At 61.1% G+C, this 18,571-nt stretch carries 15 protein-coding genes; 5 read left to right on the top strand and 10 right to left on the bottom strand.

Annotated features, from left to right (window positions below; translation table 11 throughout):
* Positions 1-10: 10 nt before the first annotated feature.
* Both WI754_RS24450 and WI754_RS24445 read right to left on the bottom strand, forming a co-directional pair.
* Positions 11-1,585 (bottom strand): MFS transporter, encoded by a 1,575-nt coding sequence (locus WI754_RS24450; RefSeq protein WP_341487863.1) that lies wholly within the window; start codon positions 1,583-1,585, stop codon positions 11-13.
* A 4-nt stretch (positions 1,586-1,589) separates the two neighbouring features.
* Positions 1,590-2,711, bottom strand: coding sequence for an HlyD family secretion protein (locus WI754_RS24445; RefSeq protein ID WP_341487862.1), 1,122 nt, complete (start codon positions 2,709-2,711; stop codon positions 1,590-1,592).
* Positions 2,712-2,804: 93 nt separating this feature from the next.
* On the opposite strand from WI754_RS24445, the gene WI754_RS24440 reads away from it, so the two are divergent.
* The 3 genes from WI754_RS24440 to WI754_RS24430 all read left to right on the top strand — a co-directional run bounded on the left by WI754_RS24440 (position 2,805) and on the right by WI754_RS24430 (position 5,848).
* The gene (locus WI754_RS24440) at positions 2,805-3,725 is read left to right on the top strand and encodes a LysR substrate-binding domain-containing protein (protein ID WP_341487861.1); all 921 of its coding nucleotides are present in this window, start codon (positions 2,805-2,807) and stop codon (positions 3,723-3,725) included.
* A 513-nt stretch (positions 3,726-4,238) separates the two neighbouring features.
* Positions 4,239-4,616, top strand: coding sequence for a helix-turn-helix transcriptional regulator (locus WI754_RS24435; protein ID WP_341487860.1), 378 nt, complete (start codon positions 4,239-4,241; stop codon positions 4,614-4,616).
* The gene (locus WI754_RS24430) at positions 4,616-5,848 is read left to right on the top strand and encodes a type II toxin-antitoxin system HipA family toxin (RefSeq protein ID WP_341487859.1); all 1,233 of its coding nucleotides are present in this window, start codon (positions 4,616-4,618) and stop codon (positions 5,846-5,848) included. The genes WI754_RS24435 and WI754_RS24430 overlap by 1 nt, the downstream gene beginning before the upstream one ends.
* Before the next feature lie 795 nt (positions 5,849-6,643).
* Here WI754_RS24430 and WI754_RS24425 read toward each other — a convergent pair.
* The 7 genes from WI754_RS24425 to WI754_RS24395 form a co-directional block, all read right to left on the bottom strand.
* Positions 6,644-7,030 (bottom strand): hypothetical protein, encoded by a 387-nt coding sequence (locus WI754_RS24425; protein WP_341487858.1) that lies wholly within the window; start codon positions 7,028-7,030, stop codon positions 6,644-6,646.
* A gap of 51 nt (positions 7,031-7,081) precedes the next feature.
* A complete protein-coding gene (locus tag WI754_RS24420) occupies positions 7,082-7,336 on the bottom strand; it encodes a hypothetical protein (protein WP_341487857.1) in 255 nt (84 codons plus the stop codon).
* Between the two features lie 96 nt (positions 7,337-7,432).
* Positions 7,433-8,725, bottom strand: coding sequence for an NCS2 family permease (locus WI754_RS24415; RefSeq protein WP_341487856.1), 1,293 nt, complete (start codon positions 8,723-8,725; stop codon positions 7,433-7,435).
* A gap of 396 nt (positions 8,726-9,121) precedes the next feature.
* A complete protein-coding gene (locus tag WI754_RS24410; RefSeq protein WP_341487855.1) occupies positions 9,122-9,430 on the bottom strand; it encodes an AAA family ATPase in 309 nt (102 codons plus the stop codon).
* 625 nt (positions 9,431-10,055) lie between these two features.
* Entirely contained in the window at positions 10,056-13,199 is a 3,144-nt protein-coding gene (locus WI754_RS24405; RefSeq protein ID WP_341487854.1) for an efflux RND transporter permease subunit, read from the bottom strand.
* Between the two features lie 31 nt (positions 13,200-13,230).
* Complete coding sequence (locus WI754_RS24400) at positions 13,231-14,340, bottom strand: efflux RND transporter periplasmic adaptor subunit (protein WP_341487991.1); 1,110 nt, start codon at positions 14,338-14,340, stop codon at positions 13,231-13,233.
* 83 nt (positions 14,341-14,423) lie between these two features.
* Positions 14,424-15,026: a TetR family transcriptional regulator gene (locus tag WI754_RS24395; RefSeq protein ID WP_341487853.1), complete on the bottom strand. Its 603-nt coding sequence runs from the start codon at positions 15,024-15,026 to the stop codon at positions 14,424-14,426.
* Between the two features lie 218 nt (positions 15,027-15,244).
* Between WI754_RS24395 and WI754_RS24390 the strand changes: the two genes are divergently transcribed.
* Positions 15,245-15,838: an ankyrin repeat domain-containing protein gene (locus WI754_RS24390; RefSeq protein ID WP_341487852.1), complete on the top strand. Its 594-nt coding sequence runs from the start codon at positions 15,245-15,247 to the stop codon at positions 15,836-15,838.
* Positions 15,839-15,851: 13 nt separating this feature from the next.
* Positions 15,852-16,364 carry a YHS domain-containing (seleno)protein gene (locus tag WI754_RS24385; RefSeq protein WP_341487851.1) on the top strand — a complete coding sequence of 171 codons (513 nt, stop codon included), beginning with the start codon at positions 15,852-15,854 and terminating at the stop codon, positions 16,362-16,364.
* A 17-nt stretch (positions 16,365-16,381) separates the two neighbouring features.
* On the opposite strand, the gene WI754_RS24380 is transcribed toward WI754_RS24385, so the two are convergent.
* The gene (locus WI754_RS24380) at positions 16,382-18,556 is read right to left on the bottom strand and encodes an adenylate/guanylate cyclase domain-containing protein (RefSeq protein WP_341487850.1); all 2,175 of its coding nucleotides are present in this window, start codon (positions 18,554-18,556) and stop codon (positions 16,382-16,384) included.
* Positions 18,557-18,571: the final 15 nt, after the last annotated feature.

Below are 18,571 nucleotides of genomic sequence, written 5' to 3'. Positions count from 1 at the left end.
TCCGGCAGGTCTATGCTGAAAGAGGCCCCTTCGGAGCTTTGGTCACGAAAGCGAGGATAACGAGACCGCCCACGGCGCAGAAGAACGTCAGCCAGAAGGCGTCGATGAACGAAAGGACGTTCGCCTGCTTCTGGACCTGCTGCGCGAGTACGGCCGTCGCTCGGCTCTGGGACATCGCCTGTCCCGCACCCGCCATCTTGTGGGCGAGCGCCGAAAGCGCTGAGACAGACGCCTCCGAGCCGCGCTCCAGGTTGAGACCGGTCAAATACGAGTGGAACTGTTCGCCCTTGCGGAGATAGGTGGTTATCAACGCCTGCGCCGTCTGGGTGCCGAGCAGCCGGATGACCTGAATATAAGCCGCGACCGCAATAGCCTTTTTCGGGTCTCCGTTCGCCACGGTCAGGATGATGATCGGCAGGAAGGTCAGGATGTGGCCCGCCCCCTGGAGGGCGCACATCGTGCGGAAACTGTCACCGTTCCAGTCTGGCGACAGTCCAGTGCCGATGAGAGCGGCGGCCGCAAAGCAGCAGAGACCCGTGAACAAGACGAACCGTCCGTCGGTCCGGTGCATCGCCCAGACCGCGATCGGTGTCATCAGGATCAAGGGAACACAAACCCAATTCAGCAAGGTGGCACCGATCTGCTCTGGGCGGAGCTGGGCTACCGTCGTCAGGTAGTTCGGGATCAACGTGGAGTTCGAAAGGCTGCTCATCAGGTAGAGCAGCGCTATCGACAAAAGAAGGATGACGTTGCGCGCGCCGATGGCCCCGAAGCTGGCCCACGGATGCGCGACCACCATCTCGTTCACCAGGAAGGCGACGACCAGCACCAGCCCGCCGACGAACGCCGAGACGATAAGCCCGCTCTCGAACCAGTCCAGGCGATTTCCCTGATCGATGGCGACGAAGAGGAGGGCCATGCCCGTGCCAAGAAAAAGCATGCCGCCCCAGTCCGCACGGCGCACGAGGTCCAAGTTTACGTTCTCGCGCGGCGCGCCATTGTATGCGAGGAAAGCCAAGAGCGGTGCCAGGGCTACGTCCTGCCAATAGAGATATTGCCAACCGAAATGCTGCACGTAGAAGTCCAGGAGCGCCGTTCCCGAGTTCGCCGTGAACGCGCCGCGAAAAGCATAGATTGCGATTGCCGTTGTCCACCACTTCACGGGCAGGTTCCGGAAGATGATCATCAGGGTCGCCGGGACAAAGATGCCGAGGAGCGTCCCGTGGAGGACATGGAGGATCGCGAGTTCACTGAAGTCCCGAGTAAACGGGATCAAAAGCGAGACGATGGCATAGATCAGAGCCGGCACGACCATGACGCGTCGGATGCCGAAGGCAGCAGCAAGCCATGCTACGGCGGGGGCGAGCACGATCTGGGGCGCGGTCGCGAGCGTGCTGAGCCAAGCCCCCTCGTCTACGCTCAGACCGAAAGCGCCGCGGAGGTCGACCAGGCCGATCCCGAACAGGCGGCTGTGGAAGCCCACCATGAACGGTCCGAGGAGTACGGCGCAGACGGCGAGTATTGGATGATGGGTTTCCCTTCCGGTGCTTCGGAACGGGAGCGCCAATCGCAAGAATTCGGCCATTGCCTTATCGACCTTCAGAGGCGACCGTTACCGAGACCACCGCCGACATTCCGGAGCGCAGGCGTTCCAACGCAGGAGAGGCGTCGACGTCGATCCTGACGGGCACTCGTTGGACGACCTTGGTAAAGTTGCCCGTGGCATTGTCGGCGGGAAGCAGTGCGAACTGCGAACCCGACGCCGGAGAGAGTCGGCTCACGTGACCCTTGAACGTCTCTCCCGGGATCGCGTCTACGGTGACGTCGGCGATCTGCCCTTCCTGCATGCGGCCGAGCTGGGTCTCCTTGAAGTTGGCGATGATGTAAACATCAGGCAGAGGCACAATGGAAATCGAATTCGTGCCCACCGTCACGTAGTCTCCGACGTGGACCTGCCGCTCGCTGACGACACCGTCAAAAGGAGCGGTTATCTTCGTATATGAGACGGCGAGATCGGCGGCCTTCAGGCTAGCTCTGGCCGCCTCCACATTTGCGGTCAGTTGGTCCGCCTGTCCTTCAACATATTCGAGCTGAGCCTCCTGCGAGGCGACCGAGGCCTCCGCCGCCAAGGCGGTCGCGGCCGTGGACTGCACCGCAGCTTGGGCCTGCTCGTTCTTCTGCTGGGTACCCACGCCTTTTTCCGTCAACGCGACCTGCCGATCCGCCTCCGTCTTCGCCAAGGCCGCATTGGCTTTCGCGACTGCCGACTGGGCCTCCGCCTGACGTATGGCCGCCTTCTGAAGGGTCTTCTGGTTATCGAGGTTGCTAAGCTGGGCGAGCGCGGAATCTAGCGCGGCTTTCGCCTGGGCTTGCTTGGCCAAGTAGTCCGACGCGTCGATCTCGACCAACACTTCTCCCGCCTTGACCCGGTCGAAATCGCCGACGTGGATGATGCTGACGTTCCCCGGGACCCGCGCACTGAGGCGGCTGAGTTCGGCGCGGACATAGGCGTTGTCCGTCGTCTGGGTGTCCGCCCCCGCCATCCACCTGTCCCAGCGCTGGGAGCTCACGCCGACGAGAACGCAGACCGCCGCGACAACCATCAGCGGGACGAGGAGTTTCGTGTAGTCGCGGGAAGGCTTCGCGGCGGCAGCCTCGGCGGGCTGTGCGACGACAAGCGATGGACCTTTGGGCGGAGTCTGCTGGAGCATGTTTCTATCCTTTTCATAGTGACAGAAAGCACATTCCAACCTATCATTTCCAATAGGTTTTCGATCATCATTAATCATCAGGAGTGATTACTGTTGGAAAGGCCAGACCATCGTCTGTCGGGTATCGAACTCCGGCACTTCAGGTACTTCGTCGCGGTCGCCGAGGAACTCCACTTCGGACGCGCCGCCGCCCGCCTGAACATCGTGCAGCCTGCGCTGACCGCGCAGATCAAGTCCCTCGAGCGCATGTTCGGTGTCGAACTGCTTGAACGGTCGAAACGACGCGTCGAGTTGACCGAGGCGGGACGGGAATTTCTTCGCGAGAGCTACGCCGCGCTGGCGCTGGTCGGATCGGCGATCGACACCGTCAGGGATTTCGCGCGCGGAGCGACCGGAACACTGCGCCTGGGATACGGAGCGAACGCCGCCATCGCGGGATTGATCTCCACCTCCATCAGGCGTTTTCGGTCCGAATGGCCGAGCGTTAACGTGACGCTGAAAGAGATGCCGAGCAGCGAGGTATCCGACGCCCTTCTCAGAAACGAGATCGACGTCGGATATGCCGCGACGACGGGCATAGAGCCCAACGGCGTGACGTCCAGCAATGTCGGAGCGTGGCCATGGCTCCTGGCTGTCGCGGACACCCACCGGCTGGCGGGTCGCGAGGCAGCTGCGGTATCCGAGGTGTCCGGTGAAAGTCTTGCCGTCTATGCAGAGCCAGATGGTCGCTCGAACATCGCGGGCGTGATGACATCCCTGCCGGACCTGTCGCCTCGACACGTCTACAGGACAAGCCACATCATGAGCCTCATGACGTACGTATCCTCTGGGCTTGGAGTGGCGTTCGTCCCGTCGCCGATGAAGTCTTTGAATTTCCCCGGCGTGGCCTACATCGAGGTGAGCGACCCGATGCCTCAGATGGAAATGAGGCTTCTGTGGCGGACCGACGGCGACAGCGCCTCAGTACGGAATTATATTCAGTGCGTTGAACCAGAAGCACCCAGCGGCCTCTAGTTTCCTGCTCGGAATTCACAGATAGAATCTGCGTCAAATCCCTAGGCGAAGTAAAGCGGCTTCAGAGGGGGAGATGGCTGTAGTGTAGAATAGCGTGCACATAGGCGGATCTGCTTTGCGCTCAGTTCCAATAGTAGGTGCCCATATCCCAATTGAACGGGGCGATTGGGTCCGCTGGCCCCGATTGATGCCGGTCATCCGATCTAGCAGAGATATCGATCGCGCCGGTGCCTGGTCATTGACGTCGGGTTTTCGCGTGTTTGCACCCGAAAGCTGCCAGCCAGAAACCGTGCCCAAAATCGGATCATGCCCAACCCTGTTCGCTGATAGAAGCGAAGGGGCTGCAGTGTATGATCAGCGGTTGTACCGGGAGGGTCAATTGCCTTGGCGGCCAGTGGCTTCCCAACGAGTCGGTAGCCGGCCGAAGTTTTGCTAGGCGGCCCTTGTCGAATTCAGTAATCAGTCATATATGATGTGATATTGATTTTTAATTGTCGTATCTGGACTATTGCTATGGGATCGCCGAAATCAAAGTCTGCGCTCGAAAGGCTCGGACACGACGTCCGCGGCGCTCGTTTGCGGCGCGGCATCGCCGTGGCCGATCTGGCGGTGCGCGCGGGCACGTCGCCGAGCACCGTCGCGCGCTTGGAAAAGGGAGATCCCGGTGTCGGGATCGGCACGCTCGCGGATATCCTGGTCGTGCTTGGTCTTGTCGACCGGCTGGCCGACCTGATCGACATCCGCAAGGATGATCTGGGTCTAGCGCTGACCGCCGAACGCCAGCCGCGTCGCGGACGATCTTTTGCGACCACACTGCGCAGGCAGAAGGCCAAGGGTAAGACGGCACAGGATGATTCGGATGTCGTCGATCCGGACGGTGCGTCATTCTGATGCCTGAATTCAACGCCCATGTCGTTCTCGGCGAGAGCCTGACACAGGTTGGCCAGCTTCGTTTCACGCAGGCCGGGCCGCGGCAGTTCTCGACCTTCGCCTATGATCCCGCCTGGATCGAGAATCCTCGCGCCTTTGCCGTGCAGCCGACCTTTCCCCTTGAAGCTGGGCCATTTCACACATCTGGTCAGCCCGGAAACATGCGCGACGCCTTGGCGGGCGTCTTCGCCGACGCCACGCCGGATAGTTGGGGCCGCAGACTTCTCGCGCGCGCCTATGGCAACGGCCTTTCCGAATTCGAATATCTGACCCTGTCCGATGACACTTGCCGGCAGGGGGCCTTGCGGTTTCTCGACGATGCAGGGCAAATTATCCGGGGTGGGGCGGCCGATGCTGTGCCACGCCTAGTCGATCTGCAAGCGATCACCGCCATCGCCCGGGCCTATGAGCAAGGCAAGGAGATATCCCCCGAGGACATGCAGGCGCTCGCCGGTGCGGGCGGTTCGGGCGGTGCGCGTCCCAAGGCCAATGTCCGCGATGGCGACGCGCTCTGGCTCGCCAAGTTCACCTCGGTTCATGACCAGCAGCCGATCGAGTGCATCGAGGTCGCCACGCTCCGCCTCGCCCGGGCCTGCGGCATCCGCACGCCGGAAGTCAGGCTGGAACTCGCCGACACGCCATTCCCGGTCGCTCTGATTCGGCGGTTCGACCGGCGCGGGACCGCACGTATTCCCTACATCTCGGCCCGCACAGCCCTTGGCAAGACCGGGACAGAGATCGGTTCCTATACGGAGATCATCGACTTCATGCGGGCAAATGCCGCTGATCCGCAGGCCGATTTCCGCGAACTTTTTCTGCGCCTGATCTTCACCATCCTTGTGTCGAACAAGGATGACCATCTGAAGAATCACGGCTTCCTCTATGTGGGAGCCGGCCGCTGGCGATTGTCTCCGGTTTTCGATGTGAACCCCGCGCCTGACCGCAATCCGCATCTCGAAACGGCGATACTGGAAGGTGGCGTGCATGACCGATCGATCCGTCTGGCGCTGGAAGCCTGCGAGTTTTTCGAGATCGCCGAAGCAGACGCTCGTAGGATGGTCCGTGCTGCGGTGCGGTGTATTTTTGATGAATGGCGTGAGGCGCTTCGACAGGTGGGCGTCTCCGGCTCCTTGGCGCGCCAGTATGAACCCGCCTTCATAAACGATCAGACTGAGATAGCGCTCGCTACCTAAATTCCAAATATGAACGATATCTTGCGATAACTCGTTATATATGACGTATTTCGTCTGCAGCACGGCGAGAACATTCTGATTATCACGCATCTCACATGCGCAATAATTCTCCTTTTCCGCCTGATCTTTCTCAACCAGCAACCCTACGGCGCTTGCCCATTCCAGTGGCGAGCACGCTGTGGCCAACTCTCAAGATCGATCTCGAGCCAAAGCTTCTTGCTCCCTGGTCTTGAAAGGATACGAACTTATGCGAATTCAGGTGCATCCTGGGATTTCCAAATAGTTGGCCGCTGAAACTCTCCCATTTAGCCGGACACGTCAGCCACTGAAAAAATGCTTTGATGAACGCCCGAGGAGAAGCCATCTTCAGCGCTGAATGCGGATGGTTGATTGGCATCCGTCCGGCCGCAGCCCCCCAAAAGTGGCACCAGACGTTACCGAATGGGCCTTGCCGGAGCAATTCCTGGCCGACCGCCAGGTCCGGCCGCCACAAGGTCGCGACCGGAGCGATTGGATTCGAAATGAAATTGACCGCGGCCGAGCCTCCCTTGTGGCAGGCGCGGCGCAAGCAGCAGAACGGCGTCAGGGATGGAAGCCCATCGGGGGAAGACAGCCTGCGGGCTTCCGCTTGCCGACAGCGCGCACCTGCTAGGGGACGCCAACCGAACTTGATCGCGCCAAAGACGGCAGGGCACCCACACGGGGTTTTCGACGGCAAACCTGTCCATGCTGGGCGAAAAGCAAGACGGCGCCCCCTTGGAAGCGCCGTCATGCGAACCGGAAAGAGGCAGCTTGCTAGCGGCAGAGGTTGCGTTGGTGACGAAGATAGGCCGTCCGTGCGTGAAGCGCCTGCCAGTCGAAGCCGATCAGCAATTCTTCACCAAACCAGTACATCCAGGTCGCCGTGCGTTCCGCATGGAAGTGATGAAGATCGCCTTCCCGCGTCTCCTCTTGCGAGAAGATGTACGGGCCAACTTCGCCAGTGCTTTTCACATGCGAACCTGAACACGGGTTCGCATCGATACCGGCGATATCGACGACGCGGATCTTGCCGGTAAGACCGAGCGATGAGTCGACACGCCAGCGCGAATAGCGGCTTGCCCCGTCTTCAAGGGACTTGACTGTGGCGAAGGTCACGGGCGCGTCCTTGGCGATGAGGTGCCTGACGACAGCATCCATCATGTTGATCGCAATCTCGTCGAAGACCGAAGTGGTGCGGAAGCTGATCCTGACCTACCTGCCTGTCTCGTCGATCGCCGCACCCTTGCTGTCGAAGTCCTCAAGGCACGCCTTGCCTGCCGCCATCATGAGGTGGCACAGGGTGTGGCTGCGCGACAGCTCGCGTCGCCGCTCAGCGTTGACGGAGACCGCCGCGAGGTCGCCCACGCGCGGCGGGTTGGCGGCGGCACCCTTAAGCGTGAGCCAGGTATCACCTTCTACTTTGTAGACACGGCCGATCGGGAATTCGTGCTCGCCGATCGCGACCACGCCGTGGTCCTGCGGTTGTCCGCCCCCTTCGGGGCGGACAACGTCCTGGTCGGGGGTAACTATCGGCGGGCGCGGCGAGCTGCCCCGCCCTATCCATCAATCCGCGAAGAAGGCGAAGCGGATGATGAAGAGTGCCGCGACAATCATCGTTGCCGGATGCAGCACACGCCATTTGCCAGTGAACACCTTCAGGACGACGTAGCTGATAAAGCCGAAGGCGAGGCCGTTGGCGATCGAGTAGGTGAAGGGCATTGCAAGCGCCGTCAGCGCGGCCGGTGCGGCTTCCGTCAGGTCTTCCCATTCGACTTCCGTCAGTTCGCGCATCATCAGGCCTGCCACGTAAAGCAGCGCCGGCGCCGTCGCATAGGTCGGGACCGAGCCGGCGAGAGGCGAGATGAACAGCGAGGCGAGGAACAGGATGGCAATGACGAGAGCAGTCAGACCCGTGCGCCCGCCGGCCTGCACGCCAGAGGCGCTTTCGACATAGGCGGTGGTGCTGCTGGTGCCGATCAGCGAACCGGCGACGATTGCGGTACTATCCGCAAGAAGCGCCCGGCCGAGGCGGCTCCGCTTGCCTTCCTGGATGAGATTGGCGCGTTTGGCGACACCGATCAGCGTTCCAGTGGCGTCGAAGACTTCGACCAGAACAAAGACGAGGATGACATGGAACAGGCCGCCATGCAGGGCACCGACGATGTCGAGCTGCAGGAAGGTCGGCGCGATGCTCGGCGGCATCGAGACAATGCCGCGGAACTCGCTGACGCCGGTAATCCATGACAGCACGGTCACGGCCAGAATGCCGATCAGGATGGCCCCGCGGACACGCAGCGCGTCGAGCACGGCGATGACGAAGAAGCCGAAGATCGCCAGCAGCGGCCCGGTTGCCTTGAGGCTGCCGAGACCGACCAGCGTTGCCGGATTGTCGACGACGATGCCAGCATTCTTCAGCGCTATGATGCCGAGGAAAAGTCCGATACCGGTGGCGATTGCGCTGCGCAGTGAATGCGGGATGCCGGCGATCAGCCAACTGCGAATGCCAGTGACCGTCAGGAAGACGAAAATCAGGCCCGAGATGAAGACCGCGCCCAGAGCCTGCTGCCAGGTGAAGCCGAGTGCGGCAACCACCGTGAAGGCGAAGAAGGCGTTAAGGCCCATGCCCGGTGCCATGCCGATCGGCCAGTTGGCGACGAGCGCCATAACCGCCGAGCCGAGCGCTGCGGCGATACAGGTCGCGACGAAGATCGCGTCGCGATCCATTCCGGTGGTCGACAAGATGTCCGGGTTGACGAAGATGATGTACGACATTGTGAGAAATGTCGTCAGGCCGGCGACCAGCTCGGTGCGGACCGTCGTGTTGTGCTCACTCAGCTTGAAGAGCCGTTCAAACATATTTCCTCCCTTAGCCGGAATAATCCAATCCCGGCAAATATCATTGGCGGACCGCCTTCTCCTCCGGCGACCACCTATTTGTACCGATCTTCAAATCGTCACGACTTGTCGGGGCTCCTGCCCGATCAGGGTCCCGCGTCCCGCCAAGGGATGCCGGAGGCCTCATTTACGGCGTCATGATTGTGCGTTTTCGCAAGCCGGATCGCTAGCCGTCCATTTCGACGGCGAAAGCGAAAGACTTTCAAATTTTTCGAGGACAGTAACGCGGGATCTCCATGCGCCCTGCGAGCGAGTCCGCCACCCGTGGCAGCGTCATAAGATTAGCCGATCCCGTAAGGAGGAAACGTCCAGGCCGTTGGTCGGGATCAACACTTTCCCGCAATTCCTAAGAAACATTCAGCCGGATGTTGGCGCGGGCTGTAGGGTATACCCGAACGACTTTGCTCTTCGCTCGAGATTGGTGAGGACGCGTCGACGGTAATTCTCCTCGTAGTGGGAGGCTCCCGGATCGCTGTATTCCATACCGTGCCGCAGGGTATTGTAGAACAAGACGGCGCTTTTGCGGGCCGTGGCAGTGACCGCCTTGGCCGTCTTCTTGGCAAGCGTTGTCTTCCCGGATTGACGGGGGCCAACGATCAATACGACACGAGTGTCTGACAGAGCGTCGTTGACGCGGTGCTCAACGAGTCTTGAATAAATCGCCACAGCTTCGCTCCTTGGTGACCGTTTGAAAGTACGGCTATGACCAATTGAAAGTCACGTGGTGACCATTTGAAATCTTCTGGGTGACTAATTGAAAGCAATCTTCGAGAACTTGCCGCTTTGTGGCACTTGCTGCCAATTCCGGGGTAACGGGAGAAAGGAGGCCTGCTTGCGAGGACGCAAGCGATCCATTTGATTGCGCCGACGGCGCGATCTCGTCGAGCGCGGGTTTCCCTGCATTCCGGCTGACGACGCTCTTGTGAGCCATGGCAAGTCAAGGGCAGGCGGCTTTTGTCTTCCAAGACCACAAACGAAAAAGCCTGCCGCGGGAGGAGGTGCGGCAGGCTTTCAAATAGAACCGAACGGCGACTGGGAGGAGGAGTGTCGCCATTCCGCAAGTGCCCTCTGGGAGGAGGAGTAAGGACACTCGCAATCGCAGCTTTGCGGGAGGAGGTGCATCGCTTCGATAATTTGACTATACATGATTCTCGCTTAAATCGTAGGCAGAATTTTGCAGAGCAGCCATGCGCTATGCGCGTAGCGGATGGCTCGCCGGACCATAAATCGATTGAACACCGCTAAAAGCGAATAGCGACTTTCAGCGGTGTTCTCTGCAGGTCACAGCGCGTTACTCGGCGGCCAAGGATGCCGGATACATCGCTTCCGGCTCCGGTTCCTCGTTCACTTGCTCGGGTTCGGCAACACTTTTCTTTGGCTCTTTCCCGAAGAATAGGGCATAGCCGGCTGGAAGCACGAGGATCGTCAGCACGGTGGCGACGAGGATGCCGCCCATCATGGCGAAGGCGAGTGGGCCCCAGAAAACGCCGCGCGAGATTGGGATCAGCGCCAGCACAGCCGTCATTGCCGTCAGCACGATCGGCCGGAAACGGCGCACGGCCGAACCGATGATCGCTTCCGATCGTTCCATGCCGGCAGCAATATCCTGGTCGATCTGATCGACGAGGATGATCGAGTTGCGCATGATGATGCCGAGCAGAGCGATGACGCCGAGGATGGCGACGAAGCCGAAAGGCGCGCCGCTGATCAGGAGGGCCGCGGCCGCACCGATAATGCCCAGCGGGCCGGTCGCCAAGACCAGCATCGCCTTGCCGAAATGCTGCAGCTGGATCATCAAGAGCACGACGATGACGGCAAGCATGACCGGCGCCTTGTCGGCGATCGACTGCTGGCTTTTGGCGGAATCTTCGGCACCGCCCTGGATCTCGACCGTATAGCCCGGCGCAAGTCCGTCGCGCAGTGGCTTCAGGTCGGCATACATCTTCATCGCCACGTCGTTCGGCTGCACGCCGTCCGGCAAGGTGCCGCGCACCGTAATCGTCGGCAGGCGGTTGCGGCGCCATTCGATACCCTGTTCCAGAACCGGGACGACCTTGGCGACCTGTGACAGGGGTACGAAACTGCCGAAATCCGTCGGGATGTAGACCGAATCCACCGCCGACAGCAGGTGACGGCTTGTTTCCGGTTCTCGGGCGACGATGGATACGGTTTCCTCGCCGTCGCGGAAATCATCGATCGGCGCGCCGGTCATCGATGCCTGCAGCATCTGGCGAATGCGCTGCGACGTCACACCCAGAACGCGGGCACGATCCTGGTCGATCACCAGCTTCATGGCAGGAACTGGCTCCAGCCAGTCGTCGTGGATGGCGCCGAGCTGCGGGTTTTCGGAAAACTTCGCCTTCACTTCGTCGGCGATCCTGCGGACCTCGGCACGATCCGGCCCCATGACGCGCATCTGGACAGGCCAGCCGGTTGGGGGACCGAGGAACAGGCGATCGACCTTGCTGCGGATCGACGGGAAGTCCTGCGCAAGGATGCCCCGCAACTTGACGATCAGCCGCTCGCGGGCCGGTTCATCGTTGGCCATGACGAGAAGCTGGGCGAAGTTCGGATTGCGCAGCTGTTGGTCGAGCGGCAGGAAGAAGCGCGGCGCGCCTTCGCCGATATAGGTGGCGATGAACTTCTTGTCCTCGTCGTCCATCATCTTCGCTTCCAGCGCCTTGGCCTGTGCCTCCACTTCCCTGATGCTGGTGCCTTCCGGCAACCAGAGATCGACGAGGATTTCAGGCCTTGAGGACTGCGGGAAGAAGTTTTTCGGAATGAACTGGAAGGCCCACAGGCTGGTGGCGAAGGTGACCAGCGTCAGCGAAAGTACGATGACGCGGTGGCGCACGGCCCACCCGACAGTGGCGCGCAGGCGGCGGTAGAAGCGCGTATCGAAAACGTCGTGATGCTCCCCGGCATGATGGCGCTGCTTGAGGATCATATAGCCAAGCCAGGGCGTGAAATAGACCGCCACGAACCACGATACGACCAGCGCAATCCCGACGACGTAGAACAACGAGCGCACATATTCGCCGGCGGTCGAGGCCGCGAAACCGACGGGGATGAAGCCGGCCGTGGTGATCAAAGTGCCGGTCAGCATCGGAAAGGCGGTCGAGGAATAGGCGAAACTCGCTGCATCGACCTTGTGCAGCCCCTCCTCGAGTTTGCGTTCCATCATCTCGACCACGATCATCGCGTCATCGACAAGCAGGCCGAGCGCGATGATGAGGGCTCCGAGCGAAATGCGCTGAAGGTCGATGCCGAGTTCGTACATGATGGCAAAGGTGGCGGCGAGCACGAGCGGGATGGCAATGGCGATCACCAGGCCGGAGCGCCAGCCGATCGACAGGAAGGAGACAACGAGCACGATCACCAGCGCTTCGCCGAGAGCATGCATGAATTCGCTGACCGCGTCGGTCACGACCTCCGGCTGGTTGGCAATCTGGTCGACCTTGACGCCATAGGGCAGCGCGGATCCGAAGCGCTTGTAGGTTTCCTCGACGGCAGCACCGACGTCTGTCACCTTGAAGCCCTTGGCCATGACGACGCCGAGCTGGACGCTGTCCTCGCCGTTAAAGCGGTATTTGCGCTGATAGGGATCTTCGAGCCCGGACGACACGGCGGCGATATCGCCGAGACGAGTGACCTGGTCGCCGGCCCTCAGTCGCAACTCGCGGATATCCGCTGGCTTGGTCACGCCGCCATCGACAGCGATGCGCACGGAGCGGCTGCCGGTATCGACGGAGCCCGCTGGATCGACATTGTTCTGGCCCTTGATGGCATTCTGGACATCAGTCAGCGTCAGGCCATGCGTGGCGAGAACCTTGGAGGAGATGTCAATATAGACCTTCTCCGGCTGATCGCCGATGATGACGGCCTTTTCGACGCCGGGCGTCGTTAGCAGCATGTCACGCGCCTGGATGGCGAACTTCTTCAGCTCGGGGTAGCTGTAGCCGTCACCGCTCAGTGAGTGCAGCGTGATGAAGGTATCGCCAAACTCATCGTTGAAATAGGGACCGAGCAGGCCCTGCGGCAGCTCGTTTTCGATATCCCCGACCTTCTTGCGAACCTGGTAGAACGCGTCTGCAACCTGCGCGGCGTTGGTGTCGCCCTCGACCTGCAGCGTGATGATGGCACTGCCAGGGCGGGTGTATGAGCGGACGAAATCGAGATGTGGCGTTTCCTGCAGCTTGCGCTCGATCTTGTTGACGACCTGGTCTTCCATCTCCTCAATTGAGGCGCCCGGCCAGATCGCCTGCACAACCATGACGCGGAAGGTGAAATCCGGATCTTCCTTCTGGCCCATGCGCATCAGGCCCAAAACGCCGGTGATGAGGATCAGGCCGAACAGGAAGCGCGCGATGCTCGGATGCTCGATCGCCCAGCGGGAGAGATTGAAGGACTGCTTTTGATCGGTGGAGGTGTTCATCGGCTTCGTTCCGTTCTCGATCAAACCAGGATCAGCGCGTCAGAGTGGCAGTGTCGGCCAAGGCCGATTGCTGCCCTGCTGCGCCATCCAGTTTCACCTTCAGTCCCTCCGTCATGAACTGCGTTCCTGCGGAAACGACGACATCGCCGGGCTTCAACCCTTCGGCGATGCGCACGCCGTCGCCGACGAAATCGGCGATCTTGACCGGGCGGGAATGCACGGTCGCAGCAGCGCGGTCGACCGTCCAGACGATCGGCTGATCATCCTTCTTTGTCAGAGCGCTCAACGGAATGGAGACAAGCTGGCGTGCGCTGTCGGCGGAGGCCTCGATATTGGCGGTCATGCCGAGCAGGACCTTGGGGTCGTTCGGCAGGCTGATGCGGACGGCAAAGGTGCGCGACTGCTGATCGGCGCTGCCTGCGACTTCGCGAACCCTGCCCCGCAGTGTCAAGGCGGCATCGGACCAGAATTTGGCCGCCACGATCTTTCCCGGCTTGAACTGGGCGATGTCCGATTCCGGCACTGCCACCAGAACTTCCTTTTCACCGTCGACCGCAACCGTCACGACCGGCGTCCCCGAACCCACGACCTGGCCGACATCGGCATTGATGGCGGTGACGATGCCGTTCTGGTCGGATTTCAGATCGGTGTAGCTGACCTGATTCTTCGCCTGGTCGAGTGCCGAGCGGGCTGTGTCGCGGGTGGCGACCGCCTGGTCATAGCTAAGCTGAGCCTGTTCGAGTTGCGATTTCGGCGAGACGTTCTTGACAAAGAGCTGTTCGGCGCGGTTGCGGGCCAGCTCCGCGGTCTCGACCTGCCGTTCGGCCGCATCGAGGCTTGCCCGCGCGCTTTGCACGGCAAGCTCGTAGTCGGCGGGGTCGATGCGGGCGAGCAAATCGCCGGACTTGACCTTCTCGCCGATATCGACGAGGCGCCCGCTGATCTTGCCACTGATACGGAAGCCGAGGTTCATTTCGACGCGGGCGCGCACCGACCCCGAGTAGTCGAGCGTCCGGGTGTCGTTCGCCTGCGCGATCTCAACCACCTTGACCGGGCGGAGGATCTCCCTGGTCTCGGCCTTCTCCTCCGAGCAGGCGGCGAGTGCAAGGAGCGCGGCAGCCAGAAAAGTGAAGGACGACATCCGGGTACAGCTATGACTGATCGACGACATTTTCGTAATCCTGAAAAACAAACAATTTCAAACGGCGCCGCCAGGGCTTCCGTTTATCTCAAGGCTTTGATGGCAAATTCGACGAGCTCTTCCGGCGTTGCCCGGTTCTGCTTGCTGAGGCATTGCGCCGCCATCTGCGGGTGGCACAGGTTGACCGTCGCCGCCCCGAAGCAGCGAGACGCGGCAGCAGCGTCCTGCTCGGCAAATTCGCCAGCCTGAATGCCCTGCCGGATAATCTCTTCGACGAGTTCCTGTATCCGGTCGATATGCTTCTCGATGACATGCCAGTCGCGCTCGATGGCAACGACGACCATTTCATGCACCTTCTCCTGGTCGAGCATGGCCGTCAGAACAAGCTGATGCTGCGTATAGAGGTACCGGCGCAAACGGTCGGCGGCACTGATCGGCAGACGGGAGATTTCAAGGGCCTGCTGGTAACTGCCCGCGAGCATGCGGCCGCAGACCGCCTGGTGAATTTCAGTTTTCGAGGCAAAGAAACGGTAGATGTTGGCCGGCGACATGCCAAGATCACGCGCGACATCGGCGACGGTGGTCTTGGAGTACCCATAGTGCCGGAAAAGCCGCTCCGCCGAATCGAGGATTCGGGTGATGTTTTCCTGCCGCGTGGCTTCGAGGGTGTCGGCAATATCATCCATCTGGACAGACTTTCGATTTACGACTGACGAATTTTGATTTTCGTCAGTCGTAAATCGAAAGTCTGTCCAAGTCAATAGATGGGTCGATCACGTTTATGAGGCCGCCCCTGAATTTGCGCGACACTCCGCAGCCTGTCGTCGGTGCAGCATCCCCTGAGACGCTGCCTAGCCAAAATCCGGGGCCCATGTTATTTTTAAGCAACCTCGAAGGTCCGGTCATGCGCGGGTTGCTGGCATCGGTAGCATTGATTTTCGCGGCGACAATGGCGGCCGCGGGTGATCCCTTGTTCGACGCCGTCGCAGCTGGAGAAACCGCCGCCGTCGAGCAGGCTCTGGCCGCGGGTGCAGCTGTGGACAGCCGGACACGCGACCAAGCAACGCCCCTCATAAACGCCGCTCTCGCAAACCAAGTCGCCATAGCCGAATTGCTGATCGGCAAAGGTGCCGACGTTATGGCGCGCAACTCGGGCGGCTTTACGCCGCTTCATGCCGCGGCCTATTCCGGCAGCTTGCCGATCAGCAAGCTGCTTATTGGCCGCGGGGCGACGCTCGACGACGCAGCCAATAAAGCGGGTGTCACGCCGCTGATGGTTGCCGGGGAGGAAAACCACGTCGCTCTCGCCACGTTTCTGCTCGCTGAGGGAGCCGATGTCGGCCATGCAGAGGTTCACGGCTACACGCCGATCACCCGCGCATTCTGGAAGGGCAACACGGACATCGTCCGGCTGTTCAAGCGGCATGGCGCGACCTGCCCTCCGGCCAGCTTCCTCGGCGAGCAAGATTACGCGAAGTGCATGGAAATCCACGATTGAGCAGGAGGCACAAATGGATGCAATGACCAAAAGCGGTTTCGCGCGAGGCATTCGAGGTTCTGTGGCGCTGTTCGTCCTGGTCGGCGCAGCGGCCGCCGGCGGACCATCGGCTTTCGCCGACGACTCGGTGAACACGGGCTACTTCGGCGGCGTGGCGATCATGGGATACGACGCGGTCGCCTACTTCACCGAAGGCAAGCCGGTGAAGGGCTCCGAGACATTCTCCTACGAATGGCTGGGAACGCCGTGGCATTTCGCCAATGCGAAACACCGCGAAATGTTCATCAGCGAGCCAACCAAATATGCGCCTCAATACGGCGGCTACTGTGCGGGCGAGGTTGCGTTCGGGTCGGTCACGATCAATATCGATCCGGAAGCCTTCAAGATCATCGACGGCAAGCTCTACCTGATCTACGCCAAGGACGCTGCGGAGTGGTTCGCCACCCACGCGGCCGCGGAAGTACCGAAGGCCGACGGCAACTGGCCAAAGGTCGCAGCCGTTCTCGAACTGGATCAGTATCACTAACCTCGACTGGATCGCGTCTATTTCGCCGGCGAGAAGTGAAAGACCTTGCTGGAGTTGGCGTAGGTGTAGCCGGTTTCGCCGGACGGCTTCGTTCGCCTATAGACCGGACCGCAATCGGCCTGACCGAATGCATTTTCACTTTGCTCGCAGAGCATGTCCCTGTCGACGAAGACCCTCTCGGTCATCATCTGCGTCATCGAGCGGAATGCCGCCTTGCCGTCCGGTTCGATCTGCATGAGTGCCGGGCTTCCCGAGGGCTCGGTCTTTCCCCGCAGGAGTTTGCCAACGACGATGCTTGCGATCTCGTCACCGTGCAGCCGATTACGCTCGTCTCCCTTGAAGCCGAACGGCCATTCGGGCAGGCCGGCCTCGCGCAGGGCATCGAGGATGGAGGCGAGATCCCGCTCGTTGCGGAAATGGCCAAGGCTGAGCCGCCAGCCCGCCAGGCAATCGCTTCGGGGGAAAAGGCGCAGACCATCGGCGACAACCGCGCGGGCGTCATCAAGACGACCGGCCCGGACATAGGCCAGAGCAAGCGGCGTAGCGAAATCGCCGTTGCCCGGCGAACCATCGCGAGCGCGTTCGAAATTGTCGATGGACTTCGCGTTTTCGCGCAGCAGAAAAAAGACCAGACCTGCCGTGAGCCGATCGACGGCGGAGAGGTTCGGATCGTATCTCAGCGCCGTCTCGACGGCCGCTGCGGCTTCGGCATGGTTACCGGAAAACAATTGAACGTAGGCAACGGCCATTTGCGCTTCGGCATCGGCGGACCCAAGCGACACGGCCTGCTGCGCCGTAGCGATCGCCTGCTCGTAGCGGCGGTCCACGACCTGCATGACGGCGAGAACGGCGTAAGGCGATGACAGGTCGGGATCAAGCGCCAGGGCGCGGCTCGCCTTGTCGTAGGCCCTTTTTCGCGCCAATGCGCTTTGTAGCACGTCGTCGTAGGCGCTTCGCCAGACATAAGCCGTGGCCCGAGCGTCGGCTGCGAAGGCATCTGCAAAACTGGGGTCGAGCGCCTCGGCCTTATCAAAGAGCGCCAGTGCCTCAAGCATCCGGGACCGCCGGCCGGTGCGCGCCGCCTGCTCGGCCCGCAGGTAGTAGTCGTATGCTTCGAGATTCGCAGTCGGCGGACGGGCAATCCGCTCAGTGTCGGACTGAGTGAGCTCCAGGCCGAGCGCTTCGGCGATCTGCCGGCTCATTTGGTCCTGTAACGTGAATACACCTCCCGCGGCGCGGTCAAATCGGTTCGCCCACAGATGGTCGCCGCTTGCGGCATCGATGAGCTGCGCATTGACGCGGATTTGATCGCCGGTCCGCTGCGCGCTGCCCTCGATGACAAAGCGGACACCGAGATCGCGGCCGATGTCGGCCGGAACGCGGGCCTTGCCTTTGTAGGCGAACACCGAATTGCGGGCGATGACGTCAAGGTCCGAAAGCTTGGCGAGATCGGTGATCAGGTTATCGGTAATGCCATCGGTGAAATAGTCCTGGCCGGGGTCGCCACTCAAATTGACGAACGGCAACACCGCGACGGATAGCCGTTGCGGCGCAAACGGCCCTTGCGTTGCGAAGACAATTGCGGCGGCCGTGATCAGCAGCGCTGCGACCGTTGCCAGGATCATAGCCCGTCGGCCGGGAAGGCGCGTTGCGGCAACGACCTTTCCTGCCTGCGAGGGGTCGAGCAGAATGCGATAGACGCGAACCGGGTCGGCAATGTTCTTCAGATGCTGCTCACCGAGAACTGAGAAGCCGACATCGGCCTTGTGCACCGCGTGATCGAACGCTGTGCCGGATATGCAGATGCCGCCTGGCTGGGCCAGCCCCTGCAGGCGGGCGGCTATGTTGACGCCGTCGCCGTAAATGTCATCGCCTTCGACAATGATGTCACCGAGATTGACGCCGATGCGAAACTGAATCCGCTGTGTCTCGGATACGCCCTGATCGCGGCTGGCCATTTTCCGCTGGATCACGGCGGCACACTGGATTGCGTCAACAACGCTCGCGAACTCAACCAGCGCACCATCACCCATGAGCTTGATGATCCGGCCGTGGAACTCTTCTATGGCGGGATCGACCAACTCGCGGCGGCAGGCCTTCAGTCGGGCCAGCGTGCCGCCCTCATCCTCTCCCATGAGGCGGCTATAGCCGACCACATCGGCATCAAGTATCGCGGTGAGCCGCCTCTCCATATCTCTGCCCACCCT

It is taken from the genome of Pararhizobium sp. A13 (assembly GCF_040126305.1).
Classification (GTDB): Bacteria; Pseudomonadota; Alphaproteobacteria; order Rhizobiales; family Rhizobiaceae; genus Pararhizobium.
Note: the sequence above shows the minus strand (reverse complement) of the source record. Positions and strands in the feature narration are given on the sequence as shown.